We start from the raw sequence: 23,662 nt of genomic DNA on the forward strand, positions 1-23,662 counted from the left end.
TAGTATAGCTTTACGCAACGTGCTATAATTCATTTTGTTTTCATTTTTATAAAGTGAGGTGGGTTACCATTGTCTCAATTAGAAACTCCGTTATTCGATGCGCTCCTAAAGCATCGTAACCGGCACCCAATACAATTCCATATTCCTGGACATAAAAAAGGCCAAGGCGTAGACCCTGCTTTCCGGGAATTTGTCGGCGATAATGTTTTATCCATCGACTTAATCAATATTGCACCTTTAGACGATCTTCATTCACCGAAAGGCGCCATTAAACAAGCCCAAGAATTGGCCGCCCAAGCATTCGGTGCAGATTATACGTTCTTTTCCGTACAAGGAACAAGCGGTGCCATCATGACGATGATTTTAAGCGTCGTTGGCCCGAATGACAAAATCCTCGTTCCGCGAAACGTCCATAAATCAATTATGTCCGCTATCGTATTTGCCGGTGCCATTCCGATTTTCATCCATCCGGAAGTGGATACAGAACTGGGCATTTCCCATGGCATTTCTGCAGAAGCTGTTGAAAAGGCGCTGGTGGAATATCCGGATGCCAAAGCCGTACTCGTCATCAACCCGACATACTTTGGCGTAGCCGCAGATTTAAAACGCATTGTGGACATTGCGCACGGCCGCGACATTCCCGTGTTGGTCGACGAAGCACACGGCGTCCACATCCATTTCCACAAGTCGCTTCCTGTATCGGCGATGGCTGCCGGTGCTGATATGGCAGCCACATCAGTCCATAAACTGGGAGGCTCCATGACACAAAGTTCGGTATTGAATGTGCGTGAAGGCCTGGTTTCCGCCAAACGCGTCCAATCGACGCTTTCCATGCTGACCACCACTTCCACATCGTATCCGATTCTGGCGTCGCTCGATACAGCCCGCAGACAACTGGCGATCCATGGCTACGATTTGATCGACCAAGCAATCCGGCTGGCGCAGGATGCACGCAAACGGATCAATAAGATCCCTCATTTATACTGTGTCGGCAAGGAGATTTTAAACACGTCCGCCACCTATGATATGGATCCGACAAAACTGCTGATCAGTGTTAAAAACCTGGGAATCACAGGCCACCAAGCGGAAGAATGGCTGAGAGAAAACGCCAATATCGAAATCGAATTGTCCGACCTTTATAATATCCTTGCCTTGGTGACAATCGGAGATACGCGCAAAGAGCTCAATCTTTTGATTAACGCCTTGCAGCGGATGAGTGAGGCATTTGAAAGCGAAGCGGCGATCATTGAACCTGTAGTGCTGCTGCCGGACATTCCGCGGCTCGCCATGACTCCAAGAGATGCTTTCTATGCTACAACAGAAGTTATTTCCATTGAAGATGCCGTAGGCCGCATTTCGGCGGAGTTCATCATGGTATATCCTCCGGGCATCCCGATTTTCATCCCTGGTGAGATCATTACACAGGAAAACATCAATTATATCGATATGAACGTCAAAGCAGGGCTTCCCGTCCAAGGACCTGAAGACGATACATTGAAAAAGCTGCGCGTCATCAAAGAACAGCAAGCGATTCGTTAAAACACAAAACGGCCAAGGGGTTTTATAGTCCCTTGGCCGTTTTTTCTATTGTACGCCTTCAATTTCACCCGGTTCGATAAAGGAGTACCCTTTGGCTCTTAAGCCTTCAATAATGCCAGGCAACGCTTGGGCGGTCCACTTGCGGTCATGCATCAGCAAATTCGCGCCGTTCCGCAGAAATTCTGTATTCACCATGATATCAGTCAAGGCAGCAGAATCCATGTATTGCTTTTCCCAATCATAGCCGTAGGTCCAGTTCATCAGCAGCATGCCTTCCTGTGCAATCAACGCTTTGCTGAAATCTGTGTTCGAGCCGTTCGGCGCCCTGAAGAACTTCGGCTTTTCTCCAATAATCGCCTCGACTGCTTCACTCAATGATAAAATTTCTTCACGCTGCTGATTTTCGCCGATCGTTTTTAAATTGTTATGGTTATAAGTATGGTTGCCGATGGCAAAGCCCATATCATGTATTTTTTTCAGGTTCGCTTTTTCTTCATCGCTGTCCAAAAAATGGCCGTTGACAAAGAAAATAGCTGGAACATCCAGTTGTTTAAGCGTGGTTGCCATTTCCACGGAATGGTCTGCCGGGGCATCATCTATCGTAATCAAAACCGCCTCCGCAGGAGCATCGCCAATCGGCTCCACATTCCAATTTGCCGGATTGAGGCGGTATTTGGGCTCAGCTGCCAATTTCGCAGGTTCTTCTTCCTTCTCCGCAGGCACTTCCGTTTGTTCAAGCTCTGTTTCTTCTTCCACACTTTTTTCTGTGGTTTTCGGAACGGCTTGTTCGGTGTCAGGCATTCCTTTCTTTTCCGGAGCCGCGCCTTCCGAACTGCAGGCTGTTAATAGAGCCAATCCTGCAGCCAGTAAAAACCCTTTTGTATGTATCATGCCCTCTCCCCCATCCCGTTGCTTTATTAAACAAACTTTACCATAAGCGGACAAAAGAAAAAAGAAGCCCTGCATGGCTAACTGCAGGGCTTCTTTCACTACTACTTAATGATATGGATTGGAGTTCCTAGAGCTACTTCTGCAGCTTCCATTGTAATCTCAGCCAATGTCGGGTGAGCATGGATCGTCATTGCGATATCTTCAACTGTCATGCCTGCTTCAATAGCAAGGCCAAGTTCAGCGATCATATCGGATGCACCAGCTCCCACGATATGTGCGCCAAGAAGCAAGCCGTCCGATTTGCGTGAAACCAATTTCACGAAACCATCAGGAGCATTCAATGACAATGCACGGCCGTTTGCGCCGAATGGGAATTTAGCAGCAGTGAATTCAAATCCTTCAGTTTTTGCTTGCTCTTCGGTCAAACCGACGCTCGCAAGTTCAGGATCTGTAAAGCATACTGCTGGAATTGCCAAGTAATCGACAACTGATTTTTCTCCTGCAATTGCTTCAGCAGCTACTTTGCCTTCGTATGACGCTTTGTGCGCCAATTGAAGTCCGGCAACAACGTCACCGATTGCGTAGATATTCGAAATGCTTGTACGGCACTGTTTGTCGACTTCGATCAAACCACGCTCAGACATTTTAAGGCCCAGTTCTTCAAGACCCATTTCGTCTGTGTTTGGACGGCGTCCAACTGTTACCAAAACATAATCTGCTTCGATTGTTTTTTCTTCGCCGTTTGCTTCATAAGATACCGTAACGCCGTTTTCTGATTCTTCCACGCCTTTAGCAGACGCTTTTGTAATCACTTCAACGCCTTTTTTCTTCAAGCCTTTTTTAACAATTGCTGTCATTTGTTTTTCAAATCCAGCAAGAATATCAGGTGCGCCTTCAAGAATCGTAACATCTGATCCCATGTTTGCGTACGCCGTTCCAAGCTCAGTACCGATGTAACCTCCGCCGATTACGACAAGTTTGCCCGGTACTTCCTGAAGGTTCAAAGCTCCAGTAGAATTGATGACACGTTTCGAAAATTTAAAAGTTGGAATTTCTACCGGACGTGATCCTGTAGCAATAATCGCATTTTTAAATTTGTACGTTTGTGCTGCGTTTTCAGTGATGACACGGATTGAATTATCATCAACAAAATAAGCTTCACCGCGGACGATTTCCACTTTATTGCCTTTAAGCAACGATTCTACGCCGCCAGTCAATTTTTTCACAACGCCGTTTTTAAATTCCTGCGCTTTTTCGAAGTTCAAAGAAACTTCTTTGGCAACAACGCCCATTGCATCTGAGTGCTGTGCTTCTTCAAAGCGGTGACCTACAGAGATCAAGGCTTTTGAAGGAATACATCCGACGTTCAAGCAAACGCCTCCGATGTATTCTTTCTCAACGATTGTTACTTTTTGTCCAGTTTGCGCTGCACGGATAGCTGCTACATATCCGCCAGGGCCTGAACCGATGACGAGCGTGTCTGTTTCGATTGGAAAATCTCCTACTACCATAAGTTTTACGCCTCCATTAATAGTAATTCAGGTTGACTCAATAAACGCTTAATGTGATTTAACGCATGTTGTGCCGTTGCTCCATCAATCATACGGTGATCGAAGCTCAATGATAATGCTAACACAGGAGCGGCAACAATTTCACCATTTTTAATTACAGGTTTTTCAGCGATGCGGCCGATTCCAAGAATCGCAACTTCCGGATGGTTGATAACCGGAGTGAACCACTGCCCTCCAGCGGAGCCGATATTCGTGATAGAGCAAGAAGCGCCTTTCATTTCTGCAGGGCTTAGTCTTCCTTCACGGGCTTTTGTAGCCAGCTGGTTGATTTCATCTGAAATGGCAAATACAGATTTGCGGTCAGCATTCTTGATAACTGGAACCAGAAGGCCTTTTTCTGTATCTGCAGCAATTCCGATATTGAAGTAATGTTTCTGGATAATTTCGCTCGTCTCATCATCAAACGACGTGTTCAATGCTGGAAACTCGCGCAATGTGCTCACAAGCGCCTTAACGACATACGGCAAGTAAGTCAACTTGATTTCTTTTTCAGCTGCAATGTCTTTGAATTTTTTACGGTGTGCTACAAGCTCGGTAACATCAACTTCGTCCATCAACGTTACGTGTGGAGCCGTATGTTTTGAATGAACCATTGCTTTTGCAATCGCTCTGCGGATTCCGGACATTTTTTCGCGTGTTTCCGGGAATTCGCCTTCCGGAAGCGAAGCCGCTTTTGGTGCAGCTTCTTTCACTTCTTTTGTTTCTTCTTGCGGAGCCGCTTGTGCTGTTTCTTCTGCAGCAGGTGCTGCAGCTTCTTGCTGGCCTCCGTTCAAGAATGCTTCAACGTCTTCTTTCAGGATACGGCCGTTGTTTCCAGAACCGGAAACCTGGGTGATGTCAACTTCTTTATCGCGTGCAAATTTACGGACAGAAGGCATCGCGATTACGCGCGCATTCGGGTCCTGCGATGTAGTCTGAGGCTGGGCACCAGCACCCGTTTCGCCCATTTTAGGCTGTTCTTCTTTTACCGGTTCTTTTTCTACGTCTTGAGCAGATTCCGCAGTTCCTGCCTGCACTTGCTCTTCCGTTTCCTGTTTTTCTTCAGGAGCTGAAGTTTCTTCAGTGCTTGCGCTTTCGTTGTCGGCTGCATCATCACTTTCAATACGCACCAATACATCTCCAACTACGGCTACCGTTCCTTCTTCAACAATGATTTCTACGATTTTGCCAGAAACTGGCGACGGCATTTCAACAACCGCCTTATCGTTTTGTACTTCAAAAAGAATGTCGTCCTCTTCGATTGTATCTCCGACTTTGACGAACCATTTTACGATTTCACCTTCATGGATACCTTCTCCGATATCCGGCAAACGAAATTCAAAAGCCATTAGTTTCACCCTTCCTTTTACGCAACTATTAGAACGTTAGAACTTTTTTCGCTGTTTCTAGTATATCCTTCGAGTTCGGAAGCCAAACTTGCTCCGCCTGCGAGAATGGGAAAATCGAATCTGGCGCAGTTACACGAAGTACCGGTGCTTCCAGGCTCAAAATAGCGCGGTCCATGATTTCAGCTACTACGTTGGCAGCAATCCCCGCTTGTTTTTGTGCTTCTTGTACGACCATTGCGCGGCCTGTTTTTTCAACAGATGCCACAAGAGTTTCGATATCCAATGGCTGGATTGTACGAAGATCGATCACTTCTGCAGAATAGCCTTCTTTTTCAAGCTCTTCAGCAGCTTTCAAGCTTTCCTGGACCATTGCGCCATAAGCGATGATGGAAATATCTTTCCCTTCACGTTTAACATCCGCTTTGCCAAGTGGAATCGTGTAAGATTCTTCAGGCACTTCCTGGCGCCCTGAACGGTAAAGTTTCAAATGCTCAAGGAAGACAACCGGATCGTTGTCGCGGATTGAAGAAATCAACAATCCTTTTGCATCGTAAGGAGTAGATGGAACAACCACTTTCAATCCTGGCTGTGAAGTCATCAATAACTCCAGAGAGTCGGCGTGCATTTCCGGTGTATGAACACCGCCGCCGAATGGAGAACGGATTGTAACCGGCGCGTTCAAGCTGCCGCCGCTGCGGAAACGCATACGGGCCAATTGTCCGCTGATGGAATCCATTACTTCGTAAACGAAACCGAAAAACTGGATTTCTGGAACCGGACGGAATCCTTGCAATGCCAGACCGATTGCCAAACCGCCAATACCGGATTCAGCTAAAGGTGTGTCAAATACACGGTCTTCTCCGAATTCTTTTTGCAACCCTTCAGTTGCACGGAAAACCCCGCCGTTGTTCCCGACGTCTTCTCCGAAAATCAGAACGTTCTCATCATTTTGCAATTCCAATCTGAGAGCGTCCGTAATTGCTTGAACCATCGTCATTTGTGCCATCGCTTACTTCGACTCCTTCGCTTTGTAGATTTCCAGCTGTTCCTGCACGTTGAATGGAACATCTTCATACATAATTTCAAGTAGGTTTGTTACTGTTTGTTTTGGTGCGCTGTCAGCTTTTTTAATCGCTGTTTTAATTTCATCTTTAGCACGTTCGATTACTTCGTTTTCTTTCTCTTCGCTCCAAATGCCTTTTGCTTCCAGGTATTTGCGGAAACGGACTAATGGATCTTTCTTTTCCCATTCGCTGTCGATATCAGAAGTACGGTAGCGCGTTGGGTCATCCCCTGCCATTGTGTGCGGTCCGTAGCGGTAGCAAAGTGTTTCGATCAAAGTCGGCCCATCGCCTTTCACAGCGCGTGCACGTGCATCACGGGTAACAGCATATACTGCCAATGGATCCATTCCGTCTACCAAGACGCCTGGGATACCTGCAGCTACAGCTTTTTGTGCGATTGTTTTAGCAGAAGTCTGCAATTCACGCGGTGTTGAAATTGCATACTGGTTGTTTTGGACGATAAAGATTGCCGGTGCGCGGAAAGCCCCTGCAAAGTTAATTCCTTCGTAGAAATCCCCTTGTGAAGAACCGCCGTCACCTGTATAAGTGATTGCCACTGATTCTTTTTTGCGTTTTTGCATGCCTAGTGCAACTCCAGCTGCCTGGATGTACTGGGCGCCAATAATGATTTGCGGAGGCAGAATGTTCAGGCCTTCAGGCATTTGGTTCCCCATGAAATGTCCACGTGAGAACAAGAAAGCCTGATGAAGCGGCCAGCCATGCCAAATCAATTGAGGGACATCGCGGTAACCCGGCAAGATGAAATCATCTTTTTCAAGAGCGAAATGAGAAGCCAATTGGGAAGCTTCCTGTCCTGCAGTTGGTGCGTAGAAGCCCAGACGGCCTTGGCGGTTCAATGAAATTGAGCGCTGGTCAAGAATACGCGTATAAACCATACGGGTCATTAACTCTTGAAGCTCCTCATCTGACAACTTCGGATCTGCCTCTTCGTTGACAATAACGCCTTCTTCATTGAGAACTTGAACCATTTCAAACTTTTCTTCGATTGCATTAAGCGTTTCCACTGGATCGAACTGCTGTGATTTTTTCGCAGCCATAAAAGCAACTCTCCTTTATCTGTATTAAAATTATTATATTCAATTAGTAATACAATTGCATATTCTAACTCAGTATACGTTAGATGATTTGCTCGGTCAATCATAGCGAACCTACATTTACCAAGGATTTTTTGCCGAAAGAAAACAAGGGATCACAAAATCTGTATCAGTGCGCTGTTGACATCTGTATTATAAAACAGTACTGTATTCCCAATTCTTTTATAGCACAGAAAAAAACGGCCGATGCGGCCGCTTTTCATTCACTCTCTTTTAAGTTTTCTAAAATTTGATTTTTCATTTCATTAAACTGTTCGGTACTGGCATTGAAGGCTGTAACAGCGTCTTGAACGACTGTGTTTTGTTCGTTCACTTCCATAGCTTTTTCCTGCATGGCCTTAAGCTCCGTATCTTCGTCCATCAGCATGGTATACAATTCCTGCTGGAGCCCGTTCAAAGTTTCGTAGGCTTCCGTAAATTGGCCATGGGCATCAAACCGTTCCTGCATTATTTCTTTTAACGAACCCAGCTCTTCTTTCAGCTGAGCGTCATCCGTTTCTGCAATGACGGTATCGATTTCTTTGAAGTTTTCCTGGGCGTTGCCCATGGATTCTTTTTCAGCTGCCAGAAGTTCCAGCCGTTCTTGCGCCGAAGCAAGTGCTTCTTCTGCCTGGCTATCCACTTCATCCTGCTGTTCTTGTGTCAAAGCCATGATCGATTCGAACAATTGCTGTTCGTCTTTTTCCAGCTCTTCCATCTTTTTTTGTGTTTCCCGATACTCTTTTTCAGCATCGAATGTATCATTTAATACAGCGTCCAATTGTTCCCCTGCCGCCGGGCCTGAACATGCACTCAAAAGCAGCACACTTGTAAAAATACCGGCTGAAACGATTCTTTTCATGCCAAACCCCCTTTAATACTTAAATCAACTATAATAGCTGATTTTAAAAAACACAACTCGCGGCAGCGGGTTTTTTCTTTTCCCGGCATGCCGGATTGCGCTATACTTAAAGACAGTGGTTTTAATGAAAGGATGAATACTCTTGATATTGATGAAAGACATTATACGCGAAGGCCACCCTACTCTCCGGGCACGTTCAGAGGAAGTTGCATTTCCACTTTCTGAAGAAGACCGAAAACTAGCGGAAGATCTATTGGAATATGTTGTAAATAGCCAAAATGATGAAATGATTAAAAAATACGATTTGCGGCCAGGCGTCGGAATTGCTGCTCCGCAGGTCAATGCACCAAAACGGATTTTCGCCTTGCATTTTGATGAAACTTCCGGCGAGAACTTAAGCCTGATTGCCATCAATCCGAAGATCGTCAGCCATTCTGTAGAACGCTCTTATTTAGCAGCCGGAGAAGGCTGCCTATCGGTTGACCGTGCAGTTCCGGGCTATGTTCCACGCTACGCACGCGTTACCATCAAAGCATTTGATATAGAAGGCAAAGAATACAAAATGCGCTTGAAAGGCTTGCCCGCCATCGCTTTCCAGCACGAGCTCGACCACTTGAACGGCGTTATGTTCTTCGACCATATCAATCCAAAAAATCCATACGCCGAAATTGAAAATGCCATAGCAATAGGAAGAGACTCGGATGAATAATCCGAGTCTCTTTTTTTAAATTAATCCAAGATGTCTGAATGCCTTTGCAAGGCCGTCGTTATCAACGTGGTCGGTAACGTGGGTTGCTACTTGTTTGACTTCTTCTTCGCCGTTGCCCATCGCCACACTGACGCCGGCAATTTCCATCATCTGCACATCGTTGAGGCCGTCTCCGAATGCTATTGTGTCTTCAATGCCGTGGCCAGTCGCTTTGATCAAGTGTTTGATGCCGCTCGCTTTGCTTCTGCCTCCCGGGGTGATGTCACAGGAAACCCGGTGCCAGCGGACGAATTCCATATTGCCGAATGTTTCATGGTATTGCTGCTGATCCGCTTCTTCACAAAACAGCAATGCCTGATAAACCTCATGCTCCAGATGGAAGTCTTCGATCATGGCAGGATGCGGAAACTTCAAGCTTTTGATGCCTTCGTCAATGTCCGGATGGTAATCAATCGTGGACACCATGCGTTCGTCTGTCAGAAACACAATGGGGTGGTCGCGTTGTTCCGCGTATTCCACAATATTGGACAAAGTATCGGTATCCAATGCTTCTTTATGTATAAGCTCTCCCTTATTGACTACATATTGCCCGTTAAACGTAATAAAGGTGTCGATATTCAACTCACTCAGCACCCGCTTGATCATGAAAGGGCCCCGGCCTGTGGCTATCGCCAATTCATGCCCATTTGCCCGCGCTTCGATTAAAGCATCTTTAGCGCTTTGCGGGATTTCTTTTTTTGAATTCATCAAAGTTCCGTCAATATCCAACAACAATAATTTACCCATTCATCATTCTCCATTCTTGATTTTTTATATGTCCAAACCGGCTCCATTCTTTACATTTATCAGAAAATACAGTATAATACCCTCAAGGAGTGAGATAGCCATGCTGAAACTGAAACGTATTCGGAGAAGACTGCTCAGACAGCTGAACGGCATTATGAACAAAAAGAAAATCGCTTGACCTTGTTTAGCCCTTCTTAATAAATAGGAGGGCTATTCTTTATTTTAAAACAATGTCATGATAATATAAAGAAAGTGATTTTAATTGAACGTGCAAAAGGAGAGCAAAATATGATCTTTAAAGTATTATACCAAGAAAACCGTGCAGAGGTACCAGTTCGCGAAAACACCAAGAGCCTCTATGTAGAAGCATCATCCGAGCGTGAAGTCAGATTCCATCTTAAAGACCGCAATTACAACATTGAATTCATTCAGCTGCTTGAAGGGAATCACCTTGCCTATGAACAAGCCAGCGAGAATTTCAAAGTTGAGAGTTTGGACTAATTATGAAGTTTGTAAAGAATGACCAGACTGCTGTATTCGCCCTCGGCGGACTAGGCGAAATCGGCAAAAACACGTATGGCGTCCAATTCCAGGATGAAATTATCCTGATTGATGCCGGCATTAAATTTCCGGAAGACGATTTGCTCGGAATCGATTATGTTATTCCGGATTATACTTATCTCGTTAAAAACGCAGACAAAATCAAAGGGCTGTTTGTCACTCACGGCCACGAAGACCATATCGGCGGAATCCCTTATCTTTTGAAAAAGATCAATATTCCTGTATATGGCGGCAAGCTCGCTTTGGGCTTGCTGCGCAAGAAATTAGAAGAACACGGTTTGCTGCGCCAAACCAAAATGATTGAAATTGAAGAAGAAGATGTAATCAAGTTCAGAAAAACTTCTGTCAGCTTTTTCCGTACAACCCACAGTATTCCCGATGCTTTTGGCGTAGTTGTTAAAACGCCGCCAGGAAATATTGTGCATACAGGAGATTTCAAATTCGACTTTACGCCAGTTGGAGAGCCTGCCAACTTGTTGAAAATGGCTCAAATCGGCAGCGAAGGCGTTCTGTGCCTGCTTTCAGACAGTACGAACGCTGAAGTACCTGACTTTACCATGTCAGAGCGCAAAGTTGGAGAGTCGATCAAGGACATCATGCGTAAAGTTGATGGCCGTTTGATTTTCGCCACTTTCGCATCCAATATTTATCGTTTGCAGCAAGTAACGGATGAGGCCGTGGCCCAAGGCCGTAAAATCGCTGTTTTCGGACGAAGCATGGATAATGCCATGACCATCGGCCGCGAACTTGGCTACATCAATGCCCCGGAAGATGCATTTGTCGATACACAGACTTTAAACCGCCTTCCGGCAAATGAAGTACTCATTTTATGTACAGGTTCCCAAGGCGAACCGATGGCTGCCCTTTCACGGATTGCCAACGGCACACACCGCCAGATCCAGATTCAGCCGAATGATACAGTCGTTTTCTCGTCTTCCCCGATTCCGGGCAATACGAGCAGCGTAAACCGGACCATCAACTTGTTGTTCCGCGCTGGAGCGGATGTTATCCACGGTTCCTTGAATAACGTCCATACTTCCGGCCACGGCTCACAGCCTGAAAACAAATTGATGCTGCGCTTGATCAAGCCGAAGTTCTTTATGCCGATCCACGGCGAATACCGGATGCAGAAGATTCATGCCCAATTGGCTGTTGATTGTGATGTTCCGGAAGAAAATACGTTCATCATGGAAAATGGCGATGTTCTGGCATTAGGGCAAAATGAAGCTTCTGTTGCAGGACGCATTCCTTCCGGCGATGTTTACATCGACGGCAGTGGGATTGGGGATATCGGAAATATCGTCCTCCGCGACCGCCGCGTCCTTTCTGAAGAAGGGCTCGTGATTGTTGTAGTCAGCGTCGATATGGAGAAAAACAAAATGGTGTCCGGACCGGATATCATTTCACGCGGATTTGTTTATATGCGCGAATCCGGAACCATGATTTATGAAGCTCAGCAAATGCTGAACCGCCATCTCAATAAAAAAATCCATGGCAAAAATACAGAATGGACAGAGTTGAAAAACGAAATCTCTGACGTTCTCGGACCGTATTTGTATGAAAAAACAAAACGCCGTCCAATGGTATTGCCAATTATCATGGAAGTCTAAAAAAGCGAAAGTGCCTGTCTCAATCCCGACAGATATAAGACAACCCTCCGCAGTGGTGTTCTTTACCACAGCGGAGGGTTGTCTTATGCCCCCGAGAACCTGGCAGCTGGACATCAGAAAAATTTCAGCGACTATGAACTAAAAAAACCGTTTGCCACAGCAATTGCTGAGGCAAACGGTTTTTCTATTTTCGCTACGATCTAGTTTAATACTTTTTTCTCGAACCGATTGATATCGGCATCTGAACCGATAATAATCAGGACGTCTCTCAGTTCAATTTCCATGTCGGCCTGAGGCGACACGAGTATATCGCCGTCCCGCTTGATGGCTACAATGTTGATGCCATACTTCGCTCGGATATCAAGTCCTATCAGCGTCCGCCCTGCCAGTTTATCATTAGCCTGAATTTCCGCGATGGAATGCTCATCAGACAGCTCCAGGTAATCCAAAACATTGTTTGACAGCATGTTATGAGCAATGCGGATGCCCATATCACGCTCTGGATGCACTACTTGGTCTGCCCCGATTTTGCTCAATACCTTGGCATGATAATCATTCTGCGCTTTAACAGTAATTTTTTTCACACCGATTTCTTTCAGCATCAATGTTGTCAAAATGCTCGCTTGAATATTTTCCCCGATTGCAACGATAACATGCTCGAAATTCCGGATGCCCAGCGACTTCAGCACCGCTTCGTCGGTCGTATCCGCCACCACAGCCTGTGTCGCAATCGAAGCATATTCATCCACGCGATCCGTATCTTTATCAATCGCCATAACATCTGCGTCTTGTTCAATCAGCTCACGTACAATACTGCCGCCGAAACGCCCAAGTCCGATGACTACAAATTCTTTTTTCATATGAATCCCCCAAATTATCTGATTGGCATTAGTTTATCACATTCTGCCGCTACACATACATGCCACAAAAAATCCCCGCTTATCTGCGGGGATCTAAAGGCCGTTGGGGCCGTCTTTCGCAATATTCACAGCTATTGTCGCTGCATTTCTCTTCACGCCATTCGTTGCATGTCGAGCAATAGCTTGCATCAAATTCATCATCGAAGGTCAATGCAGCTAAACACGTATGGCAATACGTGTGGACATCCATCCAATTGATAAACTTCTTATTCGCCACTAAGTAGAGGCCTTGCTGGTCCTGTTTGTAATTCATAATTGAAGATTTCTGGATAACTCGATTTTTCGGATCCAAGAAAAAATTCATTTTGCCATTCACTTTTATCACTCCCACAGTATTGGTCGGGCTCGTTCATTTTTATTTAAATTCATTTTATAGTTGGATAATGAAAATTAATATAAACCAAAGCTTTTTTACCATTTCTTTATAATAGTAAATACTCATGACAAAAAGCAATAGATACGATTAAAGAAATTAAAATAAATATTATAACTTGTATAATAGCAAAGATTTTGTATAATAAAAGATGTTGTTTGTAAACTTAAAATACATTTTAACTAAACTTTCGTTTCTAACAGTTTACTTATACTAAATTGAATCGGGTGAAATAGTATGCAAATCGGAACTAAAATCAAACGCCTTCGTTTGAAAAACGGGCTGACACAAGAAGAACTTGGCGAGCGTACAGACCTTAGCAAAGGTTTTATTTCGCAGCTGGAAAGAGATTTAAATTCCCCTTCGATTGAAACCTTATTCTCTCTCCTGGAAGTTCTTGGAACTACACCAAGGGAGTTTTTCGATGACTCCGACAAGGAAAAGAAAGTGGTTTTTACGACGAATGAACACACCATCCATACCGATGAAGACATGGGCTATGAAATCGACTGGCTGATCACCACTTCCAATAAGAAGGAAATGGAGCCCGTTTATCTAACCTTACAGGAAAAAGGCCAATACAAACAGTTTGAGCCTTCTCTTGCCGAAACGTTCATCTATGTATTGGAAGGGAAAGTACGGCTTCTGCTGGGCGACGAGGAATATTTGGCGACAGCCGGAGACTCGCTCTACTACGAAGCGTCTGACCCACACCAATTAGTCAATGCATTTAACGGAAAATCCGAAATGATTATTGTCGCTACTCAATCTTATTTATAAACCAGGAGGTATCGTATGTCTGACACACCTATTATCCGTTTTGAAAACGTCACCCAACAATACGAAGGAGCCGGAAACGTGCTCAGCAATATCAGCTTCGAATTGGAACGAGGCAAATTTTACACGCTGCTTGGCCCGTCCGGCTGCGGAAAAACAACAATTCTTCGGCTGATTGCCGGATTTATCACACCGACAACAGGCGATATTTACATTGAAGGAAAAAAAGTCAATCATTTGCCGGCAAACGAACGCCAGGTAAACACCGTTTTCCAGGATTATGCGTTATTCCCCCATTTGAATGTCTTTGAAAACGTAGCATTCGGACTGCGCATCAAGAAGCTGAAAAAAGCGGAAATTGACCGCCGCGTCAAAGAAGCTTTGGAATTCGTCAACTTGAAAGGCTACGAAAACCGGGAAATCCAGGAAATGTCCGGCGGCCAGCGCCAACGGGTCGCGATTGCCCGCGCCATCGTCAACGACCCGGAAGTGATTTTGCTTGATGAGCCATTATCTGCGCTTGATTTGAAATTGCGCACTGAAATGCAGTATGAACTGCGTGAATTGCAGCAGCGTTTAGGCAAGACCTTCATTTTTGTCACTCACGACCAGGAAGAAGCACTGGCGATGTCGGATGAAATTTTTGTTATGAACGCAGGAAAAATCCAGCAAAGCGGCACGCCGATCGACATTTACGATGAGCCGATCAACCGCTTTGTTGCAGACTTTATCGGTGAATCGAATATTGTCTCAGGCGAAATGGTCGCCGATTACCGGGTCCGGTTCGCCAACAAAGAGTTCGACTGCGTGGATGCCGGTTTAAACCCGAACGAAAACGTAGAGGTCGTCATCCGTCCGGAAGATCTTGAAATTACAACGGTAGCCCAAGGCAAAATGGCTGTGACTGTGGATACGCAGCTTTTCCGAGGCGTCCATTACGAAATTTCCACATTGGATGAGGCTGGCAACGAATGGCTCGTGCATTCAACGAAGAAAGCGGAAGTCGGTTCACTGATCGGTTTGGCTTTCGACCCTGAAGCGATTCACGTCATGCGATTGAACGAAAGCGAAGATGCATTCGATGCACGGCTTGAAGCATACGGAGAAATGGCCAATGAAAAATAATTCCCGTCCTCTTTATATGGTTCCTTACTATCTATGGATTGCGCTTTTTGTCATCGCGCCGATCGTCCTGATCGGCTATTATTCATTTTTGGATTTGGACGGCAATTTCACGCTGGATAATTACCAGAACTACTTTTCTTCCGTTTACTTGCGGCTGACCTTGAGTTCGTTCTGGTATGCGTTTCTAATCACGTTCTTTTCCATCCTGATTGCCTATCCCACAGCTTATTGGCTGACAAAGACAAAACACAAGCAATTGTGGCTGTTGCTCATCATCATCCCGTCCTGGATCAACCTGCTGCTAAAAACATATGCCTTTATCGGCATCTTTGGCTTGTATGGCCCTGCCAATAAATTCTTAAGCATGATCGGCATTGGCGAGCAGCAGATTCTTTTTACCGATTTCAGTTTTATTTTTGTATCGGTTTATATTTTTATTCCGTTTATGATTCTGCCGATTTTCAATTCACTCGACAAATTGAACCCGGCACTTATTGATGCTTCACGCGATCTTGGGGCTTCTTCCTGGATGACTTTCCGGAAAGTTGTCTTCCCGCTGGCGATCAATGGCGTAAAATCCGGTGTGCAGGCAGTCTTCATCCCTGCCCTGTCCTTATTCGTCATTACGCGCCTGATTGCCGGAAACAAGGTCATTACACTGGGAACAGCAATTGAACAGCAGTTTCTCGTTACCCAGAATTGGGGAATGGGATCCACTATTGCCGTTTTCCTGATTTTATTCATGTTCATTATTATGATGGCAACAGGCCAGAAAGATAAAGGAGGCGCTGAAAATGGAAAAGTTAAGTAAACTGGGCAAAGTCTATTTGGCAGCTGTCTTCTTTATCTTATATGCCCCGATCTTTTACTTGATTTTTTATTCGTTTAACAGCGGCGGCACGATGTCGAGTTTTGACGGCTTTACGCTTGAGCATTATGCAGCGGTTTTTAACGATACACGGCTCATCATCATTTTGATGAACACGGTCATTGTGGCATTGCTGTCATCATTGATTGCTACAGCGATCGGTGTGCTAGGCGCCATTGGCATCGTGTTTCTGCGCAACCGCAAAATGCGCAATGCGGTGCTGTCGCTCAACAATATCTTGATTGTCAGCCCGGATGTCATCATCGGTGCTTCATTCCTGATCCTATTCACCATGATCGGCGTTAAGCTCGGCTTTGCTTCTGTATTAATTTCACATATTGCGTTCAGCATCCCGATTGTCGTTATCATGGTTTTGCCGAAACTCCAGGAAATGAGTTCCAGCTTGATTGATGCCGCAGCGGATCTCGGCGCGTCCAAACGCGATATTTTGACGCGTGTCATCATTCCATATATCAAGCCCGGAATTTTCGCCGGATTTTTCCTGGCGCTTACTTACTCACTTGATGATTTTGCCGTTACGTTCTTTGTAACAGGAAACGGGTTCTCTACCTTATCCGTTGAAATCTATTCCATGGCACGCGCCGGCATCACACTGACGATCAATGCCTTATCTGCCTTGATCTTTGTGGTAACACTCGGGCTGGTGGTCGGCTATTACTTCTTTAATCAGCGGGCACGTACCGTTGGAACGGGAGGCCAGTAATCATGAAAAGCATCATCCAAACTAGCATTGCTATTTTAGCCGTTTGCGCGCTGCTGTTCTACGGTGTGTCAGCGCTGGAGAAAAGCTCTGCAACAAGCGGCGGCGGCTCCATCACGATTTACAACTGGGGCGAATATATTGATCCGGAATTGATCACGCAGTTTGAAGAAGAAACCAACATCAACGTTGTCTATGAAACATTCGATTCGAATGAAGCGATGATGACAAAAATTGAGCAAGGCGGCACTTCTTACGACGTGGCCATGCCTTCCGAATACGCCATCGAAAAAATGAAGGAAAATGACCTGTTGATTCCGATTGACCAGGAAAAAATTCCAAACCTGAAAAATATCGATCCTTACTTTTTGGATTTGCCATTCGATCCGGGAAATGAATATTCGATTCCGTATTTTTGGGGAACCGTTGGAATCGCCTTTAATCCGACGCTGCTGGATGGCCAGACTTTTGAAAGCTGGGATGATTTGTGGGACCCTAGCCTTGAGCAGGAAGTCATTGTGGTGGACGGTGCCCGTGAAGCCATCGGCATGGGGCTGAATAGTTTAGGGTACTCCCTTAACTCGCGCGATCTCTCCGAGCTGCGGGAAGCCACTGATAAATTGAAAACCTTGGGGCCGAACGTCAAAGCCGTAATTGGCGATGAAATCGTTGAAATGATGCGCCGCGAAGAAGCTGCGGTCGCATTGACTTGGTCCGGCCAGGCGGCAGATATGATGTTCGTCAATGAAAACATCGACTTTTCGGTTCCGGAAGAAGGTTCGAACCTTTGGTTTGATAATATGGTCATCCCAAAAACCTCCGGCAATGTAGACGGCGCCCATGCGTTCATCAACTTTATGCTGGATGCTGAAACTGCAGCACAAAATACCGAATACGTCGGGTATTCAACGCCAAACCAAGCGGCTGTAGCTTTAATGGATCCGGAAGTGACAGGCGACGAACGCTTTTACCCGCCTGAAGAATTGCGGGAGCGCCTCGAAGTCTATGAAAACCTTGGGCTAGAAATGCTCGGAATCTATAACGAATTGTTCCTTGAATTTAAAATGGATATGGAAAATTGACAGGCAGACTATTCTGCCTGTTTTTTTCTTGGATTACCGGGTATTGTAATTAGACCCGTATGTGATAAACTTTTAGACACACGAAATAATAACGAAAGAAGGACAATATATGGCAGCAAAGTCAAATAAATTTGCTTTATATGTATTGATGTTTAATATGTTTATTGCAATGAGCGGAATCGGATTGATCATTCCCATCATGCCGGAATACTTGGATACATTTGGAGTAGCCGGCCAGGCACTCGGCACGTTGATTTCCACATTCGCTTTAGCCCAGTTTCTGTTCTCCCCGCTTTCCGGCCAGCTGTCAGATAAATACGGCCGCAAAAAACTGATCATCTTCGGATTGGTCATTTTCGGACTGTCCCAATTGGTCTTCGGTTTAGCCAGCCATTTATGGATCCTTTACCTGGCACGCTTTTTCAGCGGCCTCGGCGCAGCGTTTTTGATTCCGCCTATGATGGCGTTTGTTGCGGATATCACGACGTTTGAAGAACGCGGAAAAGGGATGGGCTTACTCGGTGCATCCATGTCGCTCGGCTTTATGGTAGGCCCCGGATTCGGCGGATTTTTGGCGGAAGTCAGCCTTCAATTTCCGTTTTATGTTGCGACCACTGTTGCGATACTGGCCGCAGCGATCTCTTTTATCGCACTGCCGAATGTAGCGCCGACCGTACCCGCAGTTCCGGCTAAAAATGAAAACCTAGTGCAGCAATTAAAACGGTCGGTTTATACGCCGTATTTCGTCATGCTGCTCGTTATGCTCATTTTTGCTTTTGGCCTGGCGAACTTCCAGTCCACCATTGCGTTGTACGTGGACAAGAAATATAACTTCTCGCCAAAAGAAATTTCTGTTTTGATTACCGTCGGCGGTTTCGTTGGGGTCATTGTCCAAACGTTCGTCATCAATTGGCTGTTTAAGCGGTATGGCGAGATGAAAGTCATCCTCGTCAACTTGCTGATTTCCGCTGCTGCCATGATCGGTGTGCTATTCGTCCATACATTTTGGACAATTTTGCTTGTGGCCACCGTATTCTTTACAGCTGCCTCCCTCTTGCGTCCGGCCATCAACACTTTGATTTCAAAGCTAGCCGGCACCGATCAGGGCTACGCTGCCGGTATGAACAACGCCTATATGAGCCTGGGCAATATGATCGGTCCGGCGTTAGCGGGCATCCTTTTTGATATTGATATGAGCAGCCCATACATTTTCGGAGCCATCATATTGATCACTTGCTTCCTGATCGCCAACACTTGGTCTTCTAAAAAGCAGCAGCTGCTTGCAGCCAGCCGAAGTTAATTAGAAAAGCGGAAGCGCCCGGTTAGCTCCGACAAGCGCTGGAGGACTGGTTGTGATGGCGTTCTTTGCCATCGCGGACCAGGCCGAAGCGACTCGAGGGGCTGGGCGCTGGAGCTGGACAACTAAGAAAAGCGAAGGTGCCTATTCAGCCCCGACAAGAGTGAATAAAAAACAAAAAGCGAAAAAGAGATTAACTTCTCTTTTTCGCTTTTATTAATTGGCCGATTGTTTGATCACTTTGTTCCGCTTCCGCTTTCTTTTCTTTTTTCCGGATTGGCATTCTTAGCCCGAACCGGCGGATGGTGATATCTGCAAAAAACAGCAGCATCGCCAACAGCAGCAGAAATTGCTGAATCGGCTTTTGGCTTCCGCTTTCATACGGGATGTCCCGCATGGCTTCATCCAGAGAGCCAAGAACCTGCCCTCCGCTCCGCTCAGCGAGTGTTGTGAGCAATGGCAGATTCGGGTTGCTGATTTTATATTCAGCGCCGTACGGCACCGTCAGGCCGGTCCTATAGGATGCCCCGTTTTCATTGGAAATGCTGAAGAACACCAAACCGGGTTCTGCATCCATCGCAACTTCAATTTCCCCAGGTGCAACCGGTTCGCTTTTCAGCGGCACTTCATTCCCTTTTTCATCAACAGCTGTGACATTGATGATGGCTGATTTTCGGGAAGGGTCTTCAATGGCATAAACACCTTGCTGTTTTGCAGTAACCGAGAAAGGAATTTCAGCGAAAGACGGCAGCAATTCGGAGACTGTGCGGTTCCAAAACGCCGGCCAGTTTTGCCAGGATTGGAAGTCACCGCTCCATCCGCCGCTGCCGGACGTATAGGCTATGGTTTTTCCAAGGCCGTAATTCCAAGCCGCGAGCACCGGATCTTCTTCTTCGCTTTCAAGCGCAACAGACGCTGTGCTTTTCGCCGTCGTCGCAATATAGGCGTTCATTTGCGGCACTCCCGCAGTGAACAAATCGTTCCAGCGGCTATTGTAAACAACCGGATGGAAAGGCTGGTCGACAATATAAGTCCGGGACATCATGATTGTTTCTCTCGATAAAATGGCCGGAATGGTTGTGGCATCGGTGACATCGTAATAGCGGCCGCTGCCTGTCATCGCCAGGCTTTCCAGCAGATTTTTATCTGCATCACCGCCGATGGAAACCGTTGACAAGGTGACGTTTTTGTCTTTGCCGTTTTCAATCAAGCTATCGTAATCGTTGGAAGTCGCTGATTGGCCATCCGTCAACAAGATGATGTGCTTGCGCTGCAACTCCAAATCTTCAAGTTGGCTATAGGCTTCTTCCAAGGACCGGTAGATTTCTGTTCCCCCGCCAGGTGCCACAGACAGAATTTTATCGGCTGCCTCTTTTGGGTCTGCCAGTTTCTCGGTCGGCACGATTTGCCACGGCTGGTCGTCAAACGCAATAACGCCCACCGTATCGTTTTCACGCAATAATTCTACAGAACGCGCGGCAGCTTCTTTCGCTAATTCCATTTTGGTGCCGGCCATACTGCCCGACCGGTCCATGACGATGACGAGGCCAAGCGAAGGCAGTTCATGCTTGCCTTTGACTTCCATTTCAACCGGCAAAATCCGTTCGATCGGCGATTTGAAATAGCCGCCGAGGCCAAAACTCTGGTCGCCTCCGACCATCATAAAGCCCATCCCGAATTGCTGAACGGCCTGCTCGATTACCGCCATTTGCTGGCTGCCGACCGATGTGCCGGAGACATTGTCAAAAATGACGGAATCATATTGCAGGATGGACGACAAATTCGCCGGCAGCTGATTGGCCGTAATGGCCGTGACGCGAATGTTTTCCGTATCCAACACTCCCGGAATCGGACTGGCCTCGCTGCCGCTGACCACCAGCACTTCCGGATTTCCTTCCACTTCGGTGATGCTGATCAATGCGTTGTTTTCTATGAACGCATCACTTTCAAGTTCCAGCCTGGCTTCGTATTTCGCCATGCCCTCTTCAAGCGCCGGATACGTATAGGAGAATAAATTCTCCCCTTCTACAAGCGAAATTTTCTGCCGGTCAAATTCTTGATCGTTTCGCGAAAACACCAATTGCCCCGTCGTTTCCCTGTCCGAATCAATGATGGCAGAAAACGCTTGTGCTTCTCCTAAAAAGGCATCTGCCGGCGTCTCGAAACTGACAATGGCTGCATCATTTTTCTCTGCTTGTTGAAGCGGCAGGACGTCAATTTGGACACGGTCCCGATCCAGCCGGTTCAAACTTTCAAGAGCGGAAGCTTGGGTTTCATTGCCATCGGTCAGGACAACCAGCCGTGTCGCCAAATCCGCGTTGCCGCTATTGGCAGCCAATTCAATTGCCCGGGCAAGGTTTGTATGGCGCCCATCGCCCTGTGCCTGCTCTCTCGGCAGCGGGCGCGGCTCTTTAGCGACCTGCAAGAGGGTCTGAAAATCTTCTGCGAAAGTGTAGACGCCTACGTTCTGTGAATCCTTCTTATTTGAAATGGCTGTTTCAATAGCAGTGGCCATTTCTTCTTCCAAGCCCTCCATTGAAGCAGAGCGGTCCATCAGAAAAATAACTTGTTCTTCTTTCACTGCCTGGTAAACAGCAGGCTCTGCCAGTGCAAAAACCAAAAGTGCAACGGTCAGGAAGCGTACGGCATAAACAAGGCGGTAGAGCTTGGCAAATTTTTTAAAATTCCGGTAACCGAGCAGTCCGAAATAGGCAATCACCGGCACGAGCAGCCAAAGCCACAATGGATTATCTAAGCGCAATTCCACGTCGGTACACCTCCCATTCCGCCACCAGCAAAATCAGAATAAAAAGCAGGATGCCTGGCACGAGAGAGAAACGGACGGTTTCTTCTTCACTGGCTGCTTGTCCGATTTGGTAAGCTGCTCCAGTTTCAAGCGTTTTTTCTTCATTGCTCAGCTGGACAATCATTTTCAAGCTTTCGCTGCCGCTCGTTACATCGTAGATGCCGGGTTCAGCAGGTGCGATAAAAGGCCCTTCCCCTTCAAGATAGGAAGCCATGTAATTGCTGTCTTTAAAGATTTCCCATTCCCCTGAACCGGAAGCAAGTGCTACCGAACGGTGTTCGTTCGGCTGGAAAAAGCCGAGAAAACTTTCGCTGCCTGCCAGTTCATTGACTGCACTCCATAGAAATAATGGAAACGAAGGGCTTAGCGGCCAATCGGTGGACTGGATATCCGCCAGGACAATCAGGTCCCCTTCAGGCGAAACTTGGATAAAGGGCTTTCCATCGATTGAGGCAATGGTTTCGTAGTTTTCAAAAGCCGGATAGAGATGCGAAACGTAAACTTCTTCAAGTGCGGCGTATGTGAATAAAGGATGGTCAGTTGTTTCGATTTGTCCAGCTGCTTCGCTCGCTGTTTCATCGTTTCTGCCCATCAACAAGACAGGTGCATCCCCGGCCAGCAGCTCTGCCTGATTGGTAACAATCGGCGCGCCTTTTCGGTTAGCCAATTGATCCGGGGCGAGCGATGTTACTTTCATGTCGAGCGAACTAAAGCCGCTGGCCACCAGTTCATGAAGGCTGGAATCAATAAAAATAGCATCGATGGGCTGCTGTACATAAGAAGCCATGGCATTATCGGCTTTATAATCATCATCAATCGTCAATGTCGCCTCCCACAACTTCCCTGCAGGCAAGCCTTCAACCGGCGCCAAAACTTCTTCCTTCGGTTCCAGCTTGATAGCCGATTTTTTTTCGGCTTCTCCATTTGATAAGCGAAGGGTTCCTGCCATCGGTTCGCTGCTTTCGTTGACCACCTGTACAATCGCCCGCAAGCCTTCTTCTGTTTCCGCCAAACCAAATTGGCGGATCGACACGTTGCGCAACGGTTCACCGATGCCGTGTACCGCATACACCTGATCTGTTTTGCCTGCTAAAGCGGTTCGGTCAAGAGCATCCGTAAAAACGTGGATTACGGTCGACTCGCTGTCGACAAGTGTTTCTGCAAACAGCAAAGTTTGTTCCATCTGGGCATTTTCATAACTGACCTGCAGTTGTTCTATGGCCTGTTCGAGCACTTCAAGATCCCGTTCATCCCGCACCAGGACTTCCGGGCTTTGGCCGGTTTTAACAATCGTCACCGGTTTTCCACCTGTTTGCTGGAGCAATTCGGCCATCTTTTCTTTCTGCTTTTCAAAATGGCTCGGACTTCCGGCAAGCATCGTTGCCGAAGTATCAACCACAAAAATAAATTCATTGCCTTCCAGTGTATCTGAATGGAAATAAGGCTTTATAAGGCCCAATACACATAGCAACAGGGCCGCCAGTTGAAGATAAAAAAGCAGATGGTGCTGGAGTTTTTTCAGATAAGGGGAAGCCTGAATTTCCTTCATCGTTTCCTGCCAGAACAAGGTAGAAGAAATCGGCTGATCTTTGTATTTCTTCCGGAAAAAATAATACAAAATGACTGCGAGCGGCATGATTGCCGTCCAGATCCATCCCCAGTTTTCAATTCCCATGCC

21 protein-coding genes are annotated in these 23,662 nt (G+C 46.4%); 10 read left to right on the top strand and 11 right to left on the bottom strand.

Annotated features, from left to right (window positions below; all coding sequences use genetic code 11):
* The first annotated feature begins 69 nt into the window (after window positions 1-69).
* A complete protein-coding gene (locus HU147_RS03930) occupies window positions 70-1,539 on the top strand; it encodes an aminotransferase class I/II-fold pyridoxal phosphate-dependent enzyme (RefSeq protein ID WP_224075003.1) in 1,470 nt (489 codons plus the stop codon).
* 45 nt (window positions 1,540-1,584) lie between these two features.
* Here the strand turns inward: HU147_RS03930 and HU147_RS03935 are convergent, their stop codons facing one another.
* The 6 genes from HU147_RS03935 to HU147_RS03960 form a co-directional block, all read right to left on the bottom strand.
* Window positions 1,585-2,430 carry a polysaccharide deacetylase family protein gene (locus HU147_RS03935; RefSeq protein ID WP_224075004.1) on the bottom strand — a complete coding sequence of 282 codons (846 nt, stop codon included), beginning with the start codon at window positions 2,428-2,430 and terminating at the stop codon, window positions 1,585-1,587.
* Between the two features lie 101 nt (window positions 2,431-2,531).
* A complete protein-coding gene (gene lpdA / locus HU147_RS03940) occupies window positions 2,532-3,941 on the bottom strand; it encodes a dihydrolipoyl dehydrogenase (RefSeq protein WP_224075005.1) in 1,410 nt (469 codons plus the stop codon).
* Between the two features lie 5 nt (window positions 3,942-3,946).
* A complete protein-coding gene (locus tag HU147_RS03945; RefSeq protein WP_224075006.1) occupies window positions 3,947-5,329 on the bottom strand; it encodes a dihydrolipoamide acetyltransferase family protein in 1,383 nt (460 codons plus the stop codon).
* Between the two features lie 28 nt (window positions 5,330-5,357).
* Window positions 5,358-6,335, bottom strand: a complete 978-nt coding sequence (locus tag HU147_RS03950) for an alpha-ketoacid dehydrogenase subunit beta (RefSeq protein WP_224075007.1) — start codon at window positions 6,333-6,335, stop codon at window positions 5,358-5,360.
* Between the two features lie 3 nt (window positions 6,336-6,338).
* Window positions 6,339-7,451 carry a pyruvate dehydrogenase (acetyl-transferring) E1 component subunit alpha gene (pdhA, locus tag HU147_RS03955; protein ID WP_224075008.1) on the bottom strand — a complete coding sequence of 371 codons (1,113 nt, stop codon included), beginning with the start codon at window positions 7,449-7,451 and terminating at the stop codon, window positions 6,339-6,341.
* Window positions 7,452-7,707: 256 nt separating this feature from the next.
* Window positions 7,708-8,349 (bottom strand): YkyA family protein, encoded by a 642-nt coding sequence (locus HU147_RS03960; protein WP_224075009.1) that lies wholly within the window; start codon window positions 8,347-8,349, stop codon window positions 7,708-7,710.
* Between the two features lie 142 nt (window positions 8,350-8,491).
* On the opposite strand from HU147_RS03960, the gene def reads away from it, so the two are divergent.
* Window positions 8,492-9,058 (top strand): peptide deformylase, encoded by a 567-nt coding sequence (def, locus tag HU147_RS03965; protein WP_224075010.1) that lies wholly within the window; start codon window positions 8,492-8,494, stop codon window positions 9,056-9,058.
* Between the two features lie 15 nt (window positions 9,059-9,073).
* Here def and HU147_RS03970 read toward each other — a convergent pair whose 3' ends face one another.
* A complete protein-coding gene (locus tag HU147_RS03970) occupies window positions 9,074-9,844 on the bottom strand; it encodes a Cof-type HAD-IIB family hydrolase (protein ID WP_224075011.1) in 771 nt (256 codons plus the stop codon).
* A 288-nt stretch (window positions 9,845-10,132) separates the two neighbouring features.
* On the opposite strand from HU147_RS03970, the gene HU147_RS03975 reads away from it, so the two are divergent.
* Window positions 10,133-10,345, top strand: a complete 213-nt coding sequence (locus tag HU147_RS03975) for a DNA-dependent RNA polymerase subunit epsilon (protein WP_224075292.1) — start codon at window positions 10,133-10,135, stop codon at window positions 10,343-10,345.
* A gap of 2 nt (window positions 10,346-10,347) precedes the next feature.
* Complete coding sequence (rnjA, locus tag HU147_RS03980; protein WP_224075012.1) at window positions 10,348-12,015, top strand: ribonuclease J1; 1,668 nt, start codon at window positions 10,348-10,350, stop codon at window positions 12,013-12,015.
* Between the two features lie 200 nt (window positions 12,016-12,215).
* On the opposite strand, the gene HU147_RS03985 is transcribed toward rnjA, so the two are convergent.
* A complete protein-coding gene (locus tag HU147_RS03985) occupies window positions 12,216-12,875 on the bottom strand; it encodes a potassium channel family protein (RefSeq protein WP_224075013.1) in 660 nt (219 codons plus the stop codon).
* A 79-nt stretch (window positions 12,876-12,954) separates the two neighbouring features.
* Complete coding sequence (locus HU147_RS03990) at window positions 12,955-13,188, bottom strand: hypothetical protein (RefSeq protein ID WP_224075014.1); 234 nt, start codon at window positions 13,186-13,188, stop codon at window positions 12,955-12,957.
* Window positions 13,189-13,545: 357 nt separating this feature from the next.
* On the opposite strand from HU147_RS03990, the gene HU147_RS03995 reads away from it, so the two are divergent.
* The 6 genes from HU147_RS03995 (at window position 13,546) to HU147_RS04020 (ending at window position 19,181) form a co-directional block, all read left to right on the top strand.
* Window positions 13,546-14,088 carry a helix-turn-helix domain-containing protein gene (locus tag HU147_RS03995; protein WP_224075015.1) on the top strand — a complete coding sequence of 181 codons (543 nt, stop codon included), beginning with the start codon at window positions 13,546-13,548 and terminating at the stop codon, window positions 14,086-14,088.
* 15 nt (window positions 14,089-14,103) lie between these two features.
* The gene (locus tag HU147_RS04000) at window positions 14,104-15,210 is read left to right on the top strand and encodes an ABC transporter ATP-binding protein (RefSeq protein ID WP_224075016.1); all 1,107 of its coding nucleotides are present in this window, start codon (window positions 14,104-14,106) and stop codon (window positions 15,208-15,210) included.
* Complete coding sequence (locus tag HU147_RS04005; RefSeq protein ID WP_224075017.1) at window positions 15,200-16,021, top strand: ABC transporter permease; 822 nt, start codon at window positions 15,200-15,202, stop codon at window positions 16,019-16,021. The genes HU147_RS04000 and HU147_RS04005 overlap by 11 nt, the downstream gene beginning before the upstream one ends.
* Window positions 16,005-16,802 carry an ABC transporter permease gene (locus HU147_RS04010; protein ID WP_224075018.1) on the top strand — a complete coding sequence of 266 codons (798 nt, stop codon included), beginning with the start codon at window positions 16,005-16,007 and terminating at the stop codon, window positions 16,800-16,802. The genes HU147_RS04005 and HU147_RS04010 overlap by 17 nt, the downstream gene beginning before the upstream one ends.
* Window positions 16,803-16,804: 2 nt before the next feature.
* Window positions 16,805-17,881 carry an ABC transporter substrate-binding protein gene (locus HU147_RS04015; RefSeq protein WP_224075019.1) on the top strand — a complete coding sequence of 359 codons (1,077 nt, stop codon included), beginning with the start codon at window positions 16,805-16,807 and terminating at the stop codon, window positions 17,879-17,881.
* 109 nt (window positions 17,882-17,990) lie between these two features.
* Window positions 17,991-19,181, top strand: a complete 1,191-nt coding sequence (locus HU147_RS04020; protein WP_224075020.1) for an MFS transporter — start codon at window positions 17,991-17,993, stop codon at window positions 19,179-19,181.
* A gap of 190 nt (window positions 19,182-19,371) precedes the next feature.
* Here HU147_RS04020 and HU147_RS04025 read toward each other — a convergent pair whose 3' ends face one another.
* Both HU147_RS04025 and HU147_RS04030 read right to left on the bottom strand, forming a co-directional pair.
* Window positions 19,372-21,945, bottom strand: a complete 2,574-nt coding sequence (locus HU147_RS04025; RefSeq protein WP_224075021.1) for a VWA domain-containing protein — start codon at window positions 21,943-21,945, stop codon at window positions 19,372-19,374.
* Complete coding sequence (locus tag HU147_RS04030; protein ID WP_224075022.1) at window positions 21,926-23,659, bottom strand: vWA domain-containing protein; 1,734 nt, start codon at window positions 23,657-23,659, stop codon at window positions 21,926-21,928. Before HU147_RS04030 ends, HU147_RS04025 begins: the two co-directional genes overlap by 20 nt.
* Window positions 23,660-23,662: the final 3 nt, after the last annotated feature.

Origin of the sequence: Planococcus chinensis (assembly GCF_020071995.1) — a bacterium.
Classification (GTDB): Bacteria; Bacillota; Bacilli; order Bacillales_A; family Planococcaceae; genus Planococcus; species Planococcus chinensis_A.